Below are 18968 nucleotides of genomic sequence, written 5' to 3'. Positions count from 1 at the left end.
CTCACACAACATGATGCCTTTTCGGTTCATATCACTTGCCTTGAACTACCTTATCACCCTTAATTTCAAAATGCGCTTTCGTCATTTGCTGTACTTGCGCACTGGTTAAATAACCTGAATTCATTAAATTAGCTAGCGTAATCGCTTGGCCGTTACCATCTTCATGTGCAATATGGTACATATTGATTTGGCTTTGCAAAGTATGCATCAATGCTGTTCGTTGGCGATCTTCAGCCGCTTTACGAATACTAGCAACATTGGGATAAATCAATACAACTAACAGGCCAATAATGAACAACGTTGTCACAACTTCAATTAAAGTAAAACCTCGGCGACGTGAAACTTGCTTCTTTTTCATGACACGATTCCTCCCATATTTTTATACATTGGTACCAACGTTAAGTAATATAACCCAATGACAATCAGACCGATAATAGCAAAACAGATTGGTTGAATTAGCGTTAAATACTTTTTGATGCGCTCATCTAATAACTCAAATTTACGAGTCGCTAATATTTGGAAATTTTCACCAATTTGTTGTTGTGTGTGACCAAGATTGAACAATAATGCACATTCCTTTGGTAGTAAATCGACAGATAGCACAAAATCACGAATATCTTCTCCATTACTTAATGCCTGCCAAGCCTTATCACCAATATAAGAAAGCAGTTCATTTTGTGAGTTTCGGCGAATTCGCTCCACGATAGTCGTCAGCTGCACCCCACTCGATATTAAGAGACCTAATTGTAATGAAATATAGTATTCAATACTAAGCCTTAATAACGAACCTAAAATGGGACACCTCATCAGCACTTTCATTCGCATCCCCCACTGTTGCTTCGTAAACCACCAAAAACTAAGTGAACAACTAATTATAGGTAGTGCACAGCCTGTTATAATCCAACAAGTATTTAAGCGTAAATTTAAAGTTGATAAATTCATTCCTGCTTGCCTAAATTCAGGCAGTAAAATAGTCAAATAGCCAACAATTAATGTAAATAAAAAAAACATCAAGACCATTGGGTATATCAATATTTGTCGTAGTTTATTAAATTGTGCTAATTTTATGCGCTCGCGAGCACCTAATTCTTGGAGCAATGGTGTCAATCGGCCATGGATGATTGCAAAGTCAAGCTGTTGTACAATTTCACTCCTGACATACGGTGTCATGACTGCCGCAAAAGTTTTGCCAGCCGTTAAGCCAGCAATAATGTTTGCCGTATCTTTTACCGGCAATTTAAGTAACATCTGTAACATTTTCAATGCATTCTCTAAATCAAAACCAAACTTTGATAAGTGACATAAGTTTTCAAAAAACTCAACTTGAAGCTTGCGACGCCATTGCGTGTGTTTCTGCATTTTTTAAATCCACCAATAATTTGTTTAACTGTTCGCCACTAGCCATTTTTAAATGTACATATGCCTGATTGTCGTGAGTCATCATTTTCTGATAACCTAAGCCAACCACTACCTGATTCAATAAATCTATTGGCACACCAAATGCCCGCAATCGGTACCAAATACCTTTGATTGACATGGCGTGCACAGTACTCAAAATCAAGTGCCCACTCAGCGCTGCTTGAACAACGATATGAGCAGTCTCGGCATCTCGAATTTCACCAATAATCATAATATCGGGATGGTGACGTAATGCTAACTTAAGTAACTGTTCGTATCCCATATGCGCAGCATTATTCACCTGTAATTGTAAAAATTCTGGTGCAACTAATTCAACAGGGTCCTCAATTGTTAATACCATTTGATTGTTTAAATGATTAGTTGCAACATGATAAAGCGTCGTTGTCTTGCCAGAGCCCATCTGCCCTGCCAGTAAAATCAATCCTTGTTTTAATTTTAGAAGATCAGCTAATTCATCTAATTGATTCTTGGGTTGCCAATCTAAAATATTATCTTGCATATCATAAATTAAGCGAATAACAATTGATTCACGATTTAAAAAATCTGCGACACTTGAAACTCGCAAGTGCAGTGAGTGTTGGTCTATCAAATAGTGCCAACGTCCAAGTTGCGGCCGACGAACTTCGCTAATATCCATATGAGCTGAAAATTTGATATGACGAATAAGCGCCTCACCGATTGTAGTATTAAAATGATGTACTTTTTCAATACCAATAGCCGAATAATAGATAACTTGAAATCCATCTGAATCTGGCCAAATATAAATATCACTCGCATGACGTTCTGCAGCAGCAACCATGAGATTATAAAATGTTTTTTTCATTTGACGTTCACCTCCTAACATCAACAAAGACGTTGTTCTTTTTGAATTGTCCAATTTTAATAAAAAAGAAGTTGGAACAACTAAATGTTCCAACTTCCTGACGCTTAACATACTCTATTTTAAATTAATCAATGGCCATTACAACAAAATTCAAAACGAACAATAATGACACAATCCACAAAATAACACTAATTTCACTAAACTTACGCTTTACACTCTTAATCAAAACATAGAAAATAAATCCAGCAGCAATTCCATATGAAATCGAGTATGACAAAGCCATGAATGCTGAGGTAAAGAAGGCCGGTATGGCAACTTCCACATCCTCCCAATCAATTGCCTTAAATTCATTCATCATTGTAATACCAACAACCACTAAAATAGGAGCCGTTGCAGCACTTGGAATCACATTAACCAATGGCGCCGCAATGATTGACAATAAGAAACCAATTGCAATCACGACAGAGGTTAGTCCTGTACGTCCACCGGCCTTAATGCCGGCTGAAGCTTCAATAAATGTGGTTGTATTTGAAGTTCCAAAAATTCCGGCAAACATAGTCGCAAAAGTATCGGCAACTAAACCACGATCCATCTTAGACTTGAATCCTTTATTTTCATAGAATTCTTGTTGGTCTTCCTTTGAAAAAATACCACTGGTGATACCAGTTCCAATAAAGGTTCCAATCGCATCAAATAACCCTGAAAGCCCCATTGAAAAGACTGTCAAAATAACCACTAAAATATTTTTGGGTGATGTAAACATTGACCATAACCCATCTGAACCCAACGCTTGCCCGAAAATTGAACCAAAATCATGAAATGTTGAAGTAAATGATGACAGACCACCGATATGTGTATTAGTAACCCCCATTGGAATACCAATCAAAGTAGTTGCAAATACAGAGATTAGAAATGCTCCTGGTACTTTCGAAACAACTAGTAATACCAAAATAATCAATCCAATCAACGCTAAGATGACAGATGGATCAGTAAAAGTAGCAATCTCAGGGGTTGTCCCACCATTACTCGTGAGTGTTTCAATTGTCTTAGCACCACCACCATTAAATGGTGTATTATTCAAAGAAATAATATTTTCTGCATTCACCAAATAGTTGATAAAACCAGCGTTCTTTAAACCAATATAAGCAATAAACAAACCAATACCAGCAGCAATTGCATGTTTTAACTGCGCTGGTATTGATTTCACAATCAGTGAACGAACCTTAGTCAAGGTAATAATAACATCGACTAAGCCGACCAAAAACACCATTCCTAGCGCTTGTTGCCAAGTATATCCTAACCCAAACACAATAGTATATGTAAACATTGCTTGCATACCAATTGACGGAGCAAGTGCATATGGTAAGTTAGCAAATAAACCCGTAATTAACGTACCGGTAACTGCCGTTAAAATCGTTGCCAAGAAAACACCTTGGCTTGGCATCCCCGTCAACGAAAGGACTGAGGGGTTTAAAAAGATGATATAAGCCATGGCCACAAAGGTGGTGATACCCGCAATGACCTCGGTCCGTACTGTTGTATGGTTTTCCGATAGCTTAAAGAAACGCTCCAACATAATAAGTTCTTCTCCCTAAAAAAAATCATGTTAACGTAAACTGTCAACATGACCAAAACACATTTGATATACCTAAAGCCATAGTAGTTTCAACAAAAGTTGTCATAATCAAATGTTTAAGTCTGTGGCAGAACACGTTAACGACTCTATTCAAATAAATAATATTTTAACACTATCCCTAATTTAATTATTAGTCAATATTATTTTAAATAAAAAGAGAACTTGTCGACAAAACAAGTTCTCTTAATCATTTTCGGAAAATAAAACACCATTATTCAGCTGTTGTAAATACTGCTTGTACGTCTTCATTATCTTCCAATTCAGCAACTAGATTTTCCAATGATTCTTGCTTATCCTCAGGTACAGCCATTGGATTTTGTGCAATCATCGTTACTTCATCCATACTGAATTCGTAACCTTTTTCTGCCAAAGCATCACGTACTTCAGGGAATGCCTTAGGATCAGTGTAGATTTCAAATTGGTCATCAAATGTCTTCATGTCATCTGCACCAGCATCTAACATATCTTCCAACAATTGATCCTCATCAATTTCCGTATCTTCATCACGTTCAATTTCAATATAACCTTTACGGTCGAATTGGAATGATACTGAACCTGATGTTCCAAGTTCACCACCAAAGTGCTTGAATGATGAACGTACAGAAGAAGCAGTACGGTTAGTGTTATCCGTTAAAGCTTCAACTAAAATAGCAATACCTGCTGGTCCGTATCCTTCATAAGTTAATTCTTGATAATTAGCACCATTGGCTCCAGATGCCTTATCTAAGGCACGTTGGATATTATCTTTAGGCATGTTTGCTGCCTTAGCCTTATCAACAACTAGTCGTAATCCTGAATTTGTTTCTGGATCTGCACCACCCGCTTTAGCTGCCGTGTACAAATCACGAGCCAACTTTTGGAAAATCTTACCACGCTTTGCATCTTGGGCGTTCTTACGTCCTTGGATGTTATGCCATTTACTATGTCCTGACATTTCAGAAACCCCTTTTCTATCGAAAATTTATCGTCTTATTCTATCATATAATTGACGCATTGACTAGTTTATAACACTCACACAGCCATAAAGTCCGCTGGTGTCAATCCATCTAACCCAATATTAGGATCAATTTGATGGCTCTCAATTAAGTCACTTGTGAGTAGATAATTATCCTGCGTTACCTTTTGTGTTGCTTTTTTAACCTCATCATTGGCTACTTCACGTTCTTTTTCCGTATCCGAGTCAGGCTGCTCAGCCACAGTCATTGCAGTCACCTCTTGTGGCTCCCTTTGTACTGACTGTTGATTAGCATACTGCATAATCCGTGCCTGTAGGGTAGTCTGTCGATCAACGCCAGTGGTTAGGACTGCTTGTTGGTAAGCACTTTCCTGACCCAATAAGACTAGCGACTCACTAGCTCTGGTTAAACCAGTATAAAGCAAGTTTCTTTGTAGCATGCGCGAAAAAGCACTCACCAACGGCATAATAACCAACTTATATTCCGTGCCTTGTGATTTATGAATAGTCGTCGCATAAGCTAGCGTTAGATGTTGCCAATTTTCACGGGTATAAATCACTTCACCAGTATCAAAAGATACCGTAATCACATCTTTTTTATCTGTATTCGCTTTATCCTTAGCAAGTAAAATCGTCGAAATATAGCCGATATCCCCATTAAAAACATTATTTTCTGGGTCATTTGTCGTTTGCATGACCTTATCGCCAACTCGAAAATTGAATGTAACCGCACCATTTTTTACTGAAATAGTTTTCTTTTTATTTGACAGTGGATTAAATATATCCTGTGCAATTTCATTCAGATGATTAACGCCAGCTTGGGTACGATACATTGGTGCCAATATTTGCATATCGGCCACAGAATGGCCTTTTTTTTGCCAACTCGTAGCAATTTTTTCTACTAGACTCGGCACTCGTCTTAAATCAGCCGCAAAAAATGATCGGTCTAATTTTTGTTCTTTAAAATCATCTGGTAAGTGACCGTTTTTAACGTCATTTGCTAAGGAAATAATCGTTGACCCCTTACCTTGACGATGAATCGTCTCAAGTTCGCGATAATTTAGAATACCACTTGCCAATAAATCATAAAATACGCGTCCTGGACCAACAGATGGTAATTGATCTTTATCACCAACTAATATCACCTGCATGTCGGGGCGTACTGCTGATAATAATGTTGCAAATAACTGTGTATCAACCATCGACATTTCATCAACAACTAATAATTGCCCAGTCAATTCCTCAATATCTACATCATCTAAATTAGCCTCACGACCGGTTATCCCTAATAAATGATGAATTGTACTAGCAAGCATCCCCGTTGATTCTTGTAATCGTTTGGCTGCCCGGCCAGTTGGCGCGGCTAAATGAATCCCTTGATCGATTTCATCAGTCTTCATCCCATCTTGTCTGAGCAACTTTTTTAACGTCGCAACAACACCACTAATAATCGTTGTTTTACCAGTTCCTGGCCCACCGGTCAGAATAAATAATTGGTTAGTTAAAGCTGCGATAATCGCTTCACGTTGTGTCGTATCATATTTAAAATCATTGGCTGATTCAACTTCATCCAGGTATTTAACAACTTGTTTTCTCGAATAAGTATGCTGTTTTCTTTCAGTTAAATCAATAAGTTGTTTGGCAATTTGATTTTCAGACTCATAAATTTCCCTAATATAGAGATAACTACCATCTGCAACAACAATGCCTTCTTTAGTCAATGTTAATAATGCTTGTTTTATTAAATCATCATCTACTACTACTCGTTGTGCACGCTCAAGAATCTGCTTTGTGGTAGCTAATAAATCAGGTAATACCATATACGTATCACCAGATTCAAAAGTCTTTAAATTAATAGCAGCAATCACACCAGCGTTAACCCGCCGTTCATCTAAAGCATCAATTCCTTGTTGTAACGCAAATTGATCAATTCTTTTAAACGACACCCCATCAATATCGATAACTAATTGATAAGGATTATTTTTTAAAATGGTTAACGTTTCTTGTTGATATTTTTGGTAAATCGTCGTCGCTAAATTAGAACCAAACCCAAAATCATTCAGTGCAATTATCGCTCGTTCCATACCGTCAGACTTTGCTAATTGGTTAATGATGACCTGTTGTGCTTTTTTTGAAATATTAATGTTTGCTAACACTTTTTCATTATCTAAAATTAAATCAATTGCATCTGTTCCTAAAGTATCGACAATTTTCGTTGCTGTTGCTTTACCAATTCCCGGAAATTTTTCACTCGAAAAGTAGGCGACTAATCCTGATACCGAACTAGCGGCTTGTCGATGGTAGTTTGTCGCCACAAACTGCATACCGTAGCGGGGATGTTCTTTCAGCTGACCTTTAAACTCATAACTGGCACCTATTTGAATATCGCCAAAGTTGCCAGTAATTGTCATTTCATCATCATCAAATTCAAAATTTTTTTCCACGATGGTAATCCGCAACACCTTATAAAAAGAATTTTGCGCCGAAAAAACGATATTCGCAACTTGACCGATAACCGTTGGTTCGGTCGTTTCATCCGTCAAAAGATCAGTTTGCGTTTCGCTCATCACTTGTGCTCCCCAACATTACCTTGATTAAATCATCTAAACGACCAGCATCTGTTTGATACTGTTTTGGATTTATATTTTGAGCAGTCTGTAACCATTGATTATCCTGTTCATTCAAAGCTTCAGCCACGACACCTCGCCCAAAATTTGCTGAATAATCGGCATGATTTATTACAAGCGCTGCATCAAAAGCTTCTCGCGCAGCTTTACTGTCACCCAAACTCAACCAAATATTCCCCAACAAAACCTGTGCACTTAAATCTTGGTTATCTTGTTGAACAGCTGTTAGCGCGAAAGCAAGGGCCTGTTTAAATTTGTTTTGTGCGTAAAAACTTTGTGCCTGCATCATGATGGCATCATGCTTTAATTTTTCATCTGTAATCTTATTGAAAAAACTGGTTGCACGCGTGTAATCAGCAGCCGTGTAATAAACATTACCAGTCGCATAAAACAACTCTTGCTGCGCAGCTGCGTTATCTTTAAAAATAGACAAACTTTTTAACGCTAAATCTTCTGCCTCAACCAAACTATTAGTCACTGTCAACACATTTACTAAATCCACATACGCTTGCCAGTGATCAGGATGTTCAGTGATATCCTTAACTAACCGTTTGATATCTTTTTGAACTTCATCATCTATTTTAGCCATTTTCCCCTACCTAATCTAAATTGTATTTGATACATTAGCGGATACATTCAAATAACTTGTGTCATTTCTAATTAATTCCTTAAACTTAATACCATCATTCGTCTCTAGTACTGAGGTACTCGTATTTCCTAATCCGCCGCGATCACGTAAGTTTGCTAAGGGAATGTTTAATAAGCCCCCCATCCCTGCCGTAAGAGCTGCACCATGACTAAAGAATATTAAGTTTACATCAGGACCACCATATGCCTGAACAGCATAATAAACTGCTTTTCTAAAGCGTTCTTGAACATCCTCAAATGTTTCTGATCCTGGTACCTGACTGGCGTCAAACTTTTCTGGGTGATGTCGTGATGCCTCATACATAGCTAACCAATCCTGTTTAACTTCTTGAAACGTCAAACCTTCCCAAATGCCAAATGAAAACTCCTTTAACCCATCCAAAACGGTTAATTCTGGTTGGTCATTCATATAAGCAATTGTTTGTTCGGCTGTATCCATCGCCCGTTTAATTGGGCTTGTAAAAGCATGGGCAAAACTAATATCACTGAGAAAGTCACCCAATTCAGCAATTTGAGCCACTGACTCAGGTAATAATGGTGAATCGCCGCCGGACCCTTGAAAACGCCCTTCAGCATTCCATACAGTCTTTCCGTGGCGGATAAAATATAATTTCGTCATGCAGTGATTCTCCAATCCATTTTAAGTAGTTACTATCCATTATAATCAAAAAAAGAGGTTGGGACAAAACAAATGTCCCAACCTCCATATGCTTAAAACGCATTAATGATACTTATTCTAAACCTTCTGTTAATGCTTCTGGGAAGTATTCACGGACGATTTCTGCCTCATGTGCTGATAACATTGGGAAATCTTTATCTGTTCCCAAATCAGTATGGTACATTCTATCTCGTGGTGAAACCTCACCAACGGCATGCGCTACTTGAATCTTATAACCGTCGTATTCAATAACATCTGCAGGTGCATCTGCCGCATTAGCAAGATGTAACTGAGATACGAGCAATAATACTCGGATATCTTGATTCAACGATGTCACTACCTGTTCCTGTTCAGAAGTCAAGTACAATGTTAAGGCAGCCTCAGCTGGCTTACCAATCAACTTAGCGTTACGAGCCTCTTCCAAAGCTTTATTTGTGGCATTACGTAATGTCATAAACGACGTCCATTTTTCAAATAAGGCTTTGGTATCACCCAAATCTTCGGTCTCTGGCATATCAGTTAAGTAAGCAAAGTCCTCTGTCTCATATGGCAAATATTCAAAAATTTCTTCCGCTGTATGTGGCAAAATTGGCAACATCAATTTATCCAAGCCAACGATAATCTTGTACAAAACGGTTTGTAGCGAACGACGCAAATGTCCATCTGGTGCTTCAACATACAAAATGTCTTTAGCAAAATCCAAATAAAAGGCTGACAAATCAACGTTAATAAAGTTAACTAATAATTTATGCACTGCTTGGAAATCATAGACATCATATGCTGCTTTTAGCTCGCCAATCAACTGGTTAAAGCGTGCATAGAAGTATTGATCAACTGGTGTTAGGTCATCATATGCAATCGCATCTTCATTAGGATTAAAATCAGTTGTATTAGCTAACAAGAAACGCATCGTATTACGAATCTTACGGTAAGTTTCTGAGGTTTGTGACAAGATATCCATTGATACACGTACGTCGGCAGACGTATCCACTGTTGATACCCATAAACGAATGATTTCAGCACCCATCTTTTTGATAACTTCATTTGGATCAATGATATTACCAATTGACTTTGACATCTTTTCACCGTTACCGTCCAAGGTGAAGCCCTGTGAAACAACTTCCTTATATGGTGCCTTACCAGTAACCGCTACTGATGTAATCAATGAAGAGTTAAACCATCCACGATATTGATCAGAACCTTCCAAAACCATTGTTTCTGGGAATTCTAGCTCTGGCCGAGTTGCCATAACTCCTTGATGTGAACTACCAGAATCAAACCAAACATCCATGATATCAGTTTCCTTGGTAAATTCTCCATTAGGTGAGTGTTCATTTGTATAACCTTCAGGCAACAAATCTTTAGCTTCACGCTCAAACCAAACTGTTGAGCCATGTTCAGCCACTAAATCAGCAACATGATCAATGACATCAACATCAATAATAGCCGTACCGTCCTCGGCATAGAAAATTGGTAGTGGTACACCCCAGACACGTTGACGAGAAATAACCCAATCGCCACGATCACGAATCATGTTGTACAGACGTTTCTTACCCCATGCTGGCTTGAAAGTCACTTCATCTAATGCATCCAAAATTTCTTGACGGAAACCATCAATTGATGCGAACCATTGTGGGACAGCTCGGAAAATAACAGGCTTCTTCGTACGCCAATCAAATGGATAGCTGTGTGTAATAGGTTCAGACTGAACGAGAGCATCGACATCTCTTAACTTCTGCAACGATATCTCATTAGCATCCTCGTAGAATACACCATCAAAATCTTCACCAGCTTCAGCTGTTAAGTACCCACGATCATCAACATTCATAATTGGTTTGATATCATAACGCTTACCAGTCATAAAGTCATCTTCACCAAATCCAGGAGCAGTATGAACCAAACCTGTTCCTGTATCATCGGTTACATAATCAGCCAAAACAACCAAAATATCACGATCGATATAAGGATGCTTCGTCACCATGTATTCAAGATCTTTACCTTCAAAAGTTGCCAAAATATCTGGCTCTTCCCAACCAAACTTTTCTGACAATGTTGTTAGTAATGATTCGGCAACTAGATACTTCTTGTCTACATTCTTTGGTTGCACTTGAACATATTTAAAATCAGGATGAACGGCCAACGCCTGTGAAGCAGGCACTGTCCATGGCGTTGTTGTCCAAGCAACTAGATACGTATCTTCGCCAAGTAGTCCTTTACCATCTTTGATTTGTTCAGAAATAAATGCTGACTCTGACGTCACATCATGATATTCAATTTCAGCCATTGCCAAAGCTGACTCTGATGACCATGACCAAAAGACTGGCTTCTTGCCACGGAAAATCAAATCGCGCTTTGCCATGCTACCAAACACACGAAGCTGTGCAGCCTCAAAAGAAGGTTGCAAAGTTAAATATGGGTTATCCCAATCACCAGATACTCCCAAGCGCTTAAAATCAGCCATTTGTTTCTTAACTTGCTTATGAGCAAACTCATCAGCCATCTTACGCCAAATAACTGGACCAACCTTCTTACGATTTTTACCAGCTTTTGTTAATTGTTGCTCAATGGGTAATCCATGCGTATCCCAACCTGGAACATATGGTGCATAATAACCATTCATAGACTTATAACGTACGATGATGTCCTTTGAAATCTTATTCATGGCATGACCAATATGAATATTACCATTTGCATATGGTGGTCCATCATGTAGCATAAATGACGGCTTACCTTCATTTAATTTTTGACGACGTTCATAGACTTTATTTTCAAACCAAATATTTTCGCGTTGTAGCTCTGTTTGTGGTAAATTACCACGCATTGGAAACTTGGTTTTACCAAGATTTAATGTTTTCTTGATTTTCATAAGTTTTTCCTTTCCTCAACCCATTGTTGATTACCAACAATAAATTGGTAACAAAAAAACCGCATCAGTCATTTTTGACTAATGCGGGACGTTTTTAACCGTGGTACCACCCGAATTCACAATTTAACCTAATAAACTGTCTCTTCAACATGTATGTGTACTGCTTTTCTGCTGATAGGTATAATTCGTTACTATCTTAGGCTCACACCATCTCCTAAGTCGCTGGTTAGAATAAACTATACTTTTTGGTCAGAAACTTTATGCTATCTATAATAACTAATTAGTTATCCTTATTCAAGAAATTTTCCGAATCTTCACTTGATTCTGGGAAAATAACAACTGTATCGGCATCATCTTCCGAAACAGCTTCTGAAGCAGGCTCAGAAGCGGGTTCAGAACCTGCTACTGCTGATGGCTCTTGATATGAAGCCGGTTGCTGGAATGCGGCCCATTCATCGGTTTGCACCATATCAATTTGCGCTTGTAGCATACCTTCAATTTTTGCCTTGAAAGCACCCATTTCCTTATCCAAGCCTTCTTTTTCAGCAACCAATGCTTCATTTTTGTTTTGTGAATCAGTCAATAGCGCATTCGCCTTTGCATTTGCCTCCATCACAATCTTTTGTGCTTCAGTTTGTGCTTGTTGCAAAGTTGCTTCGGCCTCAGCCTCAGTTTGTTTCTTCAAACGGTCAGCAGCCTCTTGGGCAATTAAGATAGATGAATTTACTGATTGTTTCATCTCCTCAACCTGCTTAGCATTTGCGTCAGCTTCAGCCAATTGCGTCTTCAATGTTTGATTTTCTTGCATCAAAGCATCATAATCTGTCACAATTTGATCCAAAAAGTCAGAAACCTCTGCCTTGTCATACCATTTGCTGCGACTTGTTGTGAATTCTTTTGCATGTATTTCTTGTGGGGTCAATGCCATGAGATTTCTCCAATCTATTTTTTAATAACAGCCATTGTTATTCGCCATTTATCTTTTTTAGTTAAACCATTAAGTTCGTCAATTTTCAAACGACCATACTGTCGTACCGAAACCAAATCGTTAACAGCTAGGACATAATCAGGCTTATTAATATCAGTCCAATTAACTCGTACTAAGTCATGTTCAATCATCTGCTTTGCATGGTTCCTAGAAATATTATACCCATTTGCGACGATACTATCTAGTCGTAAAGAACTCACCGTTGTATTAATGATTGTCCATTCATTATCAACCACAGTAATTTGTTTACCCGTCACTTCTTTAAAACGGACTTTTGCCTTACCAATGTGGTCTAACTGTTGTAAAATGAATGTCCCTATCGCCTTAGTGGCGACAAAATACCACGTTTCATTCTCACCCTTAATAATATCACCAATACTTTGCCGTGCAATACCATTGTGCATGAAAGTACCTAAAATTGTACTATGATGTAACGTTGTAAATTTTTCAGGATACTTAATTTGAATAACCTTTAAATCAAAGTCGTCTAATACTGGCACATAATAGTTTGGTGCAATCAATAATCGTTGATTCTCGGCATTCGGATATCCGCCATATTGAAATACTTTTAAATCATCCTGCTGATTGACCAAAGTTGTTAGAATATAAATTTCTCTTGGGTTCAAAAAATTCGTCAAGACTGGACTATATTCATCCAATACCTGACGAACCAAGCCTTCCGCTGAATTAAGAAACGTGGCTTCATTAGGGCGGAAATGTTGTGCTACATTATCAACCATAATCTTCTCTATATCATTGTTCGAGCAATTGCTTGCAATCCCATTTCAGCTGCTTGCAATAGAATCAACCCAACTAAAGGCGTTAAATCGATAATACCAATGGTTGGTATGAATCGTCGCAATGGGTTCAAAATCAAACCTGATATTCGACCAAGTAATTGACCAAATGATGAATGTTGCGCCCCAGGTAACCAAGACATCAACACCCAAATAACGATGATAAATTCTAATGCTCGGAGTAGCAAATTTAATAATCCAAGGATTGTTAACATATTACCACCTATTAATTAAATTGTTGTCCGAGATTCTGGGAAATCGTTCCTGAAATCTCGAAGTTATGCGGGGTTGCTAAAAATATGCGTTCACCAACTCGCTCAATCGTACCATCAACTGCAAATGCTGTTCCACCAAGGTAATCTAAAATACGCTTACCAGTGTTTTCATCGATTGATCCTAAATTAACGATAACTGCTTCACCGCCAAGTAACTGGGTAGCAATCGTTTGAGCATCTGCATATGTACGTGGCTCATACAAAGCTATCTTAGCTGGATCATCTCTTGATCCATCCATTTTGATAACATTTGCACGTCGCTCATTTGTTGGACGAGTGGCATTGTTATTTGATTCCGTGAAGTTTGTTGATTTTTGGTCTTCCTGACTACTTTCTGAATCATCGTCTTCATAATAATAGTTATCATCAACACCAAAAATATAATCTTTAAACTTAAATGCCATGACCAGTCTCCTTACTTATCACCACGTTTCATCCAATTGAAATAAGCTGGGCGCTCAATTTCTTCTTCAGATGAACTTGGTTGAGATGGTGCTGATTGTTGTTGAGATGGTGCAGCTGATTGGGCTGGCGCACTTTGTTGTGGCGCTTTAGGTTGCTCAGAAGGTGTACCCCAATCTGCAAAGGGATCATTATTAACAACCGGTTGTTGTGGCTGTGGTTGAGCTGGTTGTTCTGAAACCGCCTGGAAAGGACTAGCTTGCTTGTTAGCCCCTAAGTTGATTTCAGGGCGCGGTGTTTCTGGACGATCAATGCCAGTTGCAATAACCGTGACGACCAAGTCGCCTTCCATTTCCATATCAATCGTTGTACCAAAGATAATGTCAACATCAGTTCCTGATGCTTGTGCAATTGTTTCAGAAGCTTCTTGTGCTTCAAACAATGACATATCAGCGCCACCTTTAACAGAAAGTAACACATTTGTTGCACCTTCGATTTTTGCTTCCAACAATGGTGATGCAATTGCCTTACGTGTTGCTTCGGCTGCACGGTTTTCTCCAGATGCAGAACCAATTCCCATCAAAGCAGTGCCTTGACTAGCCATCGCTGTCTTAACATCCGCAAAATCAAGGTTAATAATTCCAGGCTTTGTAATCAAATCTGAAATTCCTGATACACCTTGTAGTAACACATCGTCAACCATCTTGAATGCTTCCATAATAGGTGCTTTCTTATCAACGATTTGTAACAAATTGTTATTAGCAATGACGATTAATGTATCGACATTATCCTTTAACTTTGCTAATCCTTCGGCTGCAGACTTACCACGTCTTGGTCCTTCAAAAGAGAATGGACGAGTCACAACACCAATCGTCAACGCACCAGAATCTTTAGCAATTTTTGCGATAACAGGCGCAGCACCAGTTCCAGTACCACCACCCATTCCGGCAGTCACAAAGACCATATCAGCACCTTGCAATGCTTCAGTTAGTTCTTGTTCGCTCTCTTTAGCTGCTGCTTCACCAACTTCAGGACGAGCACCAGCCCCAAGACCGCGCGTAGCTTTTGATCCAATTTGAATTTTATTCTCTGCTGAAGAACGGTCAAGAGCTTGTGCGTCGGTGTTAGCAACGATAAACTCTACACCTTCTACACCATCAGTTACCATTTGGTTGACAGCGTTTCCACCACCGCCACCAACTCCGATGACCTTTATTGTCGCACCGTATTCTTGGTTCATGTCCATTTGCAAATCCATATTGAGCTCCTTTTTTGTTAATTTATGAATTAGTCAAAGAACTCCGCAAAGAAATTCTTAATCCTATTTTTCTTCTTAGGTTGTTCTTCATCAGTTACTTCAGTCGACTCGGCCTTTTCAGGTTCAATTTGAGGGGCACGTTGTTGTTCGACTTTTTGCTTTTTCTTTTCGCCGCGCTTCTCACGTGGTAATTGTACTCCCATACTAGGCTGTCCGAGAACAACAAGTGGTAGCCCATACAAAGCTTGCTTTACAATCAGTTGAATTGGTGTTTGCTGTGCTGCATAGTGTACTAATGCCCATGCACCAGCGTAGCCAGGATGGCGTAAGCCAATATCATCTGGCGTAAACAATTTTGTCTGCACATTGTAAGCATCATGAATGGCTTCAGTCATACCACGTAAAGCGGCACCACCACCAGTCACAATAACACCACCAGGCATTTGAAATGCACCAACCAAGTCTAGTTTTTCGCCAAGCTTTCCTAAGATTTGCATGACTCTGGCTTCAATAATCTGTGCCAGTAATGTTTCCGAAATTTGTTCAGGCTCTTCAGCACTAACTTTCTTGATAACAAGTTGATTGTCGTCTTGCGCTAACTTTGATAATGCAAAACCAGAATCGAGCTTTAACATATCAGCATCATGTAGTCCTAATTCAAGAACTGTACTAATATCTCGAGAAATATTGTCGCTTCCTGCCGGGAATGATGACAAAAACTTAAGTTGGTGTTCATGAACAACGGTGGCTGAGGTTTGCCCAGCTCCCACGTCTAACAAAATTGTACCAAACTCTTGTTGGCCATCATCCAGCAATGTTTTACTATATGCTAATGGTGCCAAAACAAAATCACGAAGTTGTAGACCAGACTTACTAATGGCCATGCGCAAATTACCCATGACATTTCTTGGTGCTGTATAAGCAATACCGTGTATTGCTAATCGCATCCCCACCATATCATTTGGATCTTGAATGCCATCAAAATCATCGACTACAAATTCTGTCGGAATTAATTCAACTACTTCACGGTCTGAAGGCAATTGTATCTTAACTGCTTCCTGTACAGTATTAGCCACATCTTCATATGAAATATGTTGACTGTCTTTAACTGTTACAGTTCCCTTCACGTGTTGAATTTGAATGTTGCTGGCAGGTAAACTTGCAACAACTTCTGTTATCGGTTGCTCAGTCTGCTCGTTTATTTGTGCTACTGCTTGACGAATATCAGTCGCTGTTGCATCAATATCAACAACAACGCCCTTCTTTACACCGTGCGCAACAGATCGACCAACCGCTACAATATTAGCTTGTTGATCTCTAACATCTGCTGCTAGCACTTTAATGGTGTTAGTCCCAACATCAAGACCAACAATTAATCCATGGTTGGCCATCTTAATTCCTCCTTTGACTACCATACAAAATGTTTAAATAAATAAACAATTCTTTAAGAATAATACCATACTTTAGGGGCATTCTTCCAGACCTGCGCCTAGTTTTATTAATCATATGGTTTAAAATATGCTCCTACTTGCAAATCTGCTATCCCAGTTTTATTTAGTTGTGCAACCATCCCAGGATAGTACTTCAATTTCTTTGACATTTCATCTGCTCTAATCAACACTTGGTTACCATCATTCATATAAATCAATAATCGTTGATTATTTTGACTATTTGGTGACCAAACTATTTCTGATACTGCATGTCTTAATGGATCAGAAAGTTTACCAAATTCTGATAATGTTTTTCGTAATTGCTTGTCTGACGTGAAACCATCATATATTGGCAAGCCACCAACTTTTTGATTACTTAACCCGTGATCCAACATACTACCATTCTCTAATATCGGATAGTATTTATTATCAGCCTTAACATAACCAACTTTGACGATTTCATCAACTTTGACTTGTAGCGTATTATCTGACTTCCTCGTCAATTTCAAATGACGAATTTGGGGATTTTTACTTTTTGCCATGCGACTAAAATAATCGCCTTGATTTAGTGTCGTTAGCAGCGGTTGCCCCATTTTTAAGCCCGCAGCGTTTAATACCGTTTTATCCGACAACTCATGTGTACCAACAACCTCATATTTTTGCACTTGATTTGCTGGTGAAATTAAGTAAATCAACCCAGCAGCCATAACCAATAAAACAATCAGCGTTTTAATAGCTGCCTTCTCATGCGAAAACAAAAATCGTTCCTTTTTTGGACGTTTATGTTTTTTTGTCTTAGCCTCGTCATCATCGGGCTTAATTATCTCAGCTGAGGTGTCCGTATCATGATTATCTTCGGTACCTTGGTTATCATTCGCTTGTTCTGGATCGGAATGTGGCTCTTTTTCATCTGAATGCTTAGCATTCTTTGACCGCTCTGGTTTTGATGACTCAACCTTCCCTGATAATAAAGCATTTAAATGTGCCTGGATATCAGAGGAATTCGCATGGTCGCTCTCATTATGCGGATTTTCTTTTTTATCAGTCATCGTAGCCTCCTACAAACTCCTCACAGAAATAGTTTACTTTATAACACTCTTAATCAATGCAATAAATTGGTCCGCCGCATCAGGAACCCCCATCTTCATAGCCGCCCCTGCCATCTGTTCACGTCGTTTCTCATCGGTCATCAATTGATCAATCGTACCAAATAGCGTTGTACCAGATAATGATTCCTCTGTAATCATCTCAGCAGCCCCAGCGTTTGCTAAACTACGTGCATTTTTCGTTTGATGATCATTAGTCACATATGGACTAGGAATGAGAATCATTGGTTTACCTAAAGCTGTTTGTTCCGCCAAACTTGTCGCACCGGCTCGTCCAACAACTAGCGAAACTCTTGGCATTAATTGCGGCATATTACTAATGTATGGTACAACTGCCACATTTTCTGTCGTTACAATCTTTTTCGTTGCCATTTCTTGCTTGACGTCATCAAACCGTTTTGATCCGGTAACAAAAATAACTTGATATGGCTTATTCGCAAAACTTGATAAGGCATCAATCATTGAAGCGTTAATTTTAATGGCCCCTTGCGAGCCACCAAAAACAAGCACTGACGGTTTATTAGGTGATAACCCTAATCCTTCCCAATCAAAGCTACCCTGGCCATCAACAACTTCTTGTGCTCTAGGATTACCAACAATCGTTGCTAAATTATCTTTAAAAGCTGGTAATGCTGCTGGAAAAGCCACACCGACTTTAGTTACCTTTCTGGCCAAAAATTTATTTGTTACTCCCACAACTGAGTTTTGCTCGTGGATAACTGTTGGTATACCCATTTGTTGCGCGGCGTATAAGACTGGACCGGAAACATAACCACCAGTACCAACAACAACGTCTGGTTTAAATGCGTCTAAATATTTTTTAGCTTCACGAGTTGCTTTTAAGAATAGATAAATCGTCTTAAAATTGTCTAGCGAAAGTGAGCGATGGAAGCCTTGCACCTTCAATGATTTGAAGTTAAAGCCAGCTTTAGGTACGATACTACCCTCTAAACCGCGTTCACTACCAATATATAAAACCTCTGTGTCAGGTTCCAATGCTTTCAAGCGCTGGACTGTTGCTAATGCTGGATAAATGTGACCACCTGTGCCACCACCAGATACAATAATACGCATGTCTAA

Annotated in this window: 17 protein-coding genes; all 17 read right to left on the bottom strand. The window is 38.9% G+C overall.

Going from position 1 to position 18968, the window contains the following annotated elements; all coding sequences use genetic code 11:
* Nucleotides 1–31: 31 nt before the first annotated feature.
* The 17 genes from NGR58_RS01600 to murG all read right to left on the bottom strand — a co-directional run bounded on the left by NGR58_RS01600 (nt 32) and on the right by murG (nt 18962).
* Nucleotides 32–358, bottom strand: coding sequence for a competence type IV pilus major pilin ComGC (locus NGR58_RS01600; RefSeq protein ID WP_258087976.1), 327 nt, complete (start codon nt 356–358; stop codon nt 32–34).
* Nucleotides 355–1359, bottom strand: a complete 1005-nt coding sequence (locus NGR58_RS01595) for a type II secretion system F family protein (RefSeq protein WP_258087975.1) — start codon at nt 1357–1359, stop codon at nt 355–357. Before NGR58_RS01595 ends, NGR58_RS01600 begins: the two co-directional genes overlap by 4 nt.
* The gene (comGA, locus tag NGR58_RS01590) at nt 1319–2242 is read right to left on the bottom strand and encodes a competence type IV pilus ATPase ComGA (RefSeq protein WP_258087974.1); all 924 of its coding nucleotides are present in this window, start codon (nt 2240–2242) and stop codon (nt 1319–1321) included. The genes NGR58_RS01595 and comGA overlap by 41 nt, the downstream gene beginning before the upstream one ends.
* A gap of 124 nt (nt 2243–2366) precedes the next feature.
* Nucleotides 2367–3818, bottom strand: a complete 1452-nt coding sequence (locus NGR58_RS01585; RefSeq protein ID WP_258087973.1) for an NCS2 family permease — start codon at nt 3816–3818, stop codon at nt 2367–2369.
* A 271-nt stretch (nt 3819–4089) separates the two neighbouring features.
* On the bottom strand, nt 4090–4812 hold the full coding sequence (locus NGR58_RS01580) for a YebC/PmpR family DNA-binding transcriptional regulator (RefSeq protein ID WP_258087972.1): 723 nt from the start codon (nt 4810–4812) through the stop codon (nt 4090–4092).
* 77 nt (nt 4813–4889) lie between these two features.
* The gene (gene recD2, locus NGR58_RS01575) at nt 4890–7400 is read right to left on the bottom strand and encodes an SF1B family DNA helicase RecD2 (protein WP_258087971.1); all 2511 of its coding nucleotides are present in this window, start codon (nt 7398–7400) and stop codon (nt 4890–4892) included.
* Nucleotides 7381–8049 carry a tetratricopeptide repeat protein gene (locus NGR58_RS01570; RefSeq protein WP_258087970.1) on the bottom strand — a complete coding sequence of 223 codons (669 nt, stop codon included), beginning with the start codon at nt 8047–8049 and terminating at the stop codon, nt 7381–7383. Before NGR58_RS01570 ends, recD2 begins: the two co-directional genes overlap by 20 nt.
* A 15-nt stretch (nt 8050–8064) precedes the next feature.
* On the bottom strand, nt 8065–8727 hold the full coding sequence (locus NGR58_RS01565; RefSeq protein WP_258087969.1) for a histidine phosphatase family protein: 663 nt from the start codon (nt 8725–8727) through the stop codon (nt 8065–8067).
* 112 nt (nt 8728–8839) lie between these two features.
* Complete coding sequence (ileS, locus tag NGR58_RS01560; RefSeq protein WP_258087968.1) at nt 8840–11632, bottom strand: isoleucine--tRNA ligase; 2793 nt, start codon at nt 11630–11632, stop codon at nt 8840–8842.
* 280 nt (nt 11633–11912) lie between these two features.
* Nucleotides 11913–12560, bottom strand: a complete 648-nt coding sequence (locus NGR58_RS01555) for a DivIVA domain-containing protein (RefSeq protein ID WP_258087967.1) — start codon at nt 12558–12560, stop codon at nt 11913–11915.
* A gap of 14 nt (nt 12561–12574) precedes the next feature.
* Nucleotides 12575–13360: a YlmH family RNA-binding protein gene (locus NGR58_RS01550; RefSeq protein WP_258087966.1), complete on the bottom strand. Its 786-nt coding sequence runs from the start codon at nt 13358–13360 to the stop codon at nt 12575–12577.
* An 8-nt stretch (nt 13361–13368) separates the two neighbouring features.
* Complete coding sequence (locus tag NGR58_RS01545; RefSeq protein ID WP_075270017.1) at nt 13369–13632, bottom strand: YggT family protein; 264 nt, start codon at nt 13630–13632, stop codon at nt 13369–13371.
* A gap of 11 nt (nt 13633–13643) precedes the next feature.
* Nucleotides 13644–14096 carry a cell division protein SepF gene (locus tag NGR58_RS01540; RefSeq protein WP_258087965.1) on the bottom strand — a complete coding sequence of 151 codons (453 nt, stop codon included), beginning with the start codon at nt 14094–14096 and terminating at the stop codon, nt 13644–13646.
* Nucleotides 14097–14107: 11 nt separating this feature from the next.
* Nucleotides 14108–15352: a cell division protein FtsZ gene (ftsZ, locus tag NGR58_RS01535; protein ID WP_258087964.1), complete on the bottom strand. Its 1245-nt coding sequence runs from the start codon at nt 15350–15352 to the stop codon at nt 14108–14110.
* 29 nt (nt 15353–15381) lie between these two features.
* Complete coding sequence (gene ftsA, locus NGR58_RS01530; RefSeq protein ID WP_258087963.1) at nt 15382–16743, bottom strand: cell division protein FtsA; 1362 nt, start codon at nt 16741–16743, stop codon at nt 15382–15384.
* A gap of 107 nt (nt 16744–16850) precedes the next feature.
* Nucleotides 16851–17831 carry a cell division protein FtsQ/DivIB gene (locus tag NGR58_RS01525; protein ID WP_258087962.1) on the bottom strand — a complete coding sequence of 327 codons (981 nt, stop codon included), beginning with the start codon at nt 17829–17831 and terminating at the stop codon, nt 16851–16853.
* A gap of 33 nt (nt 17832–17864) precedes the next feature.
* The gene (gene murG / locus NGR58_RS01520; RefSeq protein ID WP_258087961.1) at nt 17865–18962 is read right to left on the bottom strand and encodes an undecaprenyldiphospho-muramoylpentapeptide beta-N-acetylglucosaminyltransferase; all 1098 of its coding nucleotides are present in this window, start codon (nt 18960–18962) and stop codon (nt 17865–17867) included.
* Between the last annotated feature and the right edge of the window lie 6 nt (nt 18963–18968).

This window comes from Weissella fangxianensis (assembly GCF_024718545.1).
GTDB classification, from domain to species: domain Bacteria; phylum Bacillota; class Bacilli; order Lactobacillales; family Lactobacillaceae; genus Weissella; species Weissella fangxianensis.
The sequence above is the reverse complement of the archived record's forward strand: the minus strand, read 5'-3'. Positions and strand labels throughout refer to the sequence as shown.

What these genes read in the sequence shown, in the direction of transcription:
- NGR58_RS01600 (WP_258087976.1), bottom strand. Translation starts at nt 358, where the DNA reads ATGAAAAAGAAGCAAGTTTCACGTCGCCGAGGTTTTACTTTAATTGAA.
- NGR58_RS01595 (WP_258087975.1), bottom strand. Translation starts at nt 1,359, where the DNA reads ATGCAGAAACACACGCAATGGCGTCGCAAGCTTCAAGTTGAGTTTTTT.
- comGA (WP_258087974.1), bottom strand. Translation starts at nt 2,242, where the DNA reads ATGAAAAAAACATTTTATAATCTCATGGTTGCTGCTGCAGAACGTCAT.
- NGR58_RS01585 (WP_258087973.1), bottom strand. Translation starts at nt 3,818, where the DNA reads ATGTTGGAGCGTTTCTTTAAGCTATCGGAAAACCATACAACAGTACGG.
- NGR58_RS01580 (WP_258087972.1), bottom strand. Translation starts at nt 4,812, where the DNA reads ATGTCAGGACATAGTAAATGGCATAACATCCAAGGACGTAAGAACGCC.
- recD2 (WP_258087971.1), bottom strand. Translation starts at nt 7,400, where the DNA reads ATGAGCGAAACGCAAACTGATCTTTTGACGGATGAAACGACCGAACCA.
- NGR58_RS01570 (WP_258087970.1), bottom strand. Translation starts at nt 8,049, where the DNA reads ATGGCTAAAATAGATGATGAAGTTCAAAAAGATATCAAACGGTTAGTT.
- NGR58_RS01565 (WP_258087969.1), bottom strand. Translation starts at nt 8,727, where the DNA reads ATGACGAAATTATATTTTATCCGCCACGGAAAGACTGTATGGAATGCT.
- ileS (WP_258087968.1), bottom strand. Translation starts at nt 11,632, where the DNA reads ATGAAAATCAAGAAAACATTAAATCTTGGTAAAACCAAGTTTCCAATG.
- NGR58_RS01555 (WP_258087967.1), bottom strand. Translation starts at nt 12,560, where the DNA reads ATGGCATTGACCCCACAAGAAATACATGCAAAAGAATTCACAACAAGT.
- NGR58_RS01550 (WP_258087966.1), bottom strand. Translation starts at nt 13,360, where the DNA reads ATGGTTGATAATGTAGCACAACATTTCCGCCCTAATGAAGCCACGTTT.
- NGR58_RS01545 (WP_075270017.1), bottom strand. Translation starts at nt 13,632, where the DNA reads ATGTTAACAATCCTTGGATTATTAAATTTGCTACTCCGAGCATTAGAA.
- NGR58_RS01540 (WP_258087965.1), bottom strand. Translation starts at nt 14,096, where the DNA reads ATGGCATTTAAGTTTAAAGATTATATTTTTGGTGTTGATGATAACTAT.
- ftsZ (WP_258087964.1), bottom strand. Translation starts at nt 15,352, where the DNA reads ATGGATTTGCAAATGGACATGAACCAAGAATACGGTGCGACAATAAAG.
- ftsA (WP_258087963.1), bottom strand. Translation starts at nt 16,743, where the DNA reads ATGGCCAACCATGGATTAATTGTTGGTCTTGATGTTGGGACTAACACC.
- NGR58_RS01525 (WP_258087962.1), bottom strand. Translation starts at nt 17,831, where the DNA reads ATGACTGATAAAAAAGAAAATCCGCATAATGAGAGCGACCATGCGAAT.
- murG (WP_258087961.1), bottom strand. Translation starts at nt 18,962, where the DNA reads ATGCGTATTATTGTATCTGGTGGTGGCACAGGTGGTCACATTTATCCA.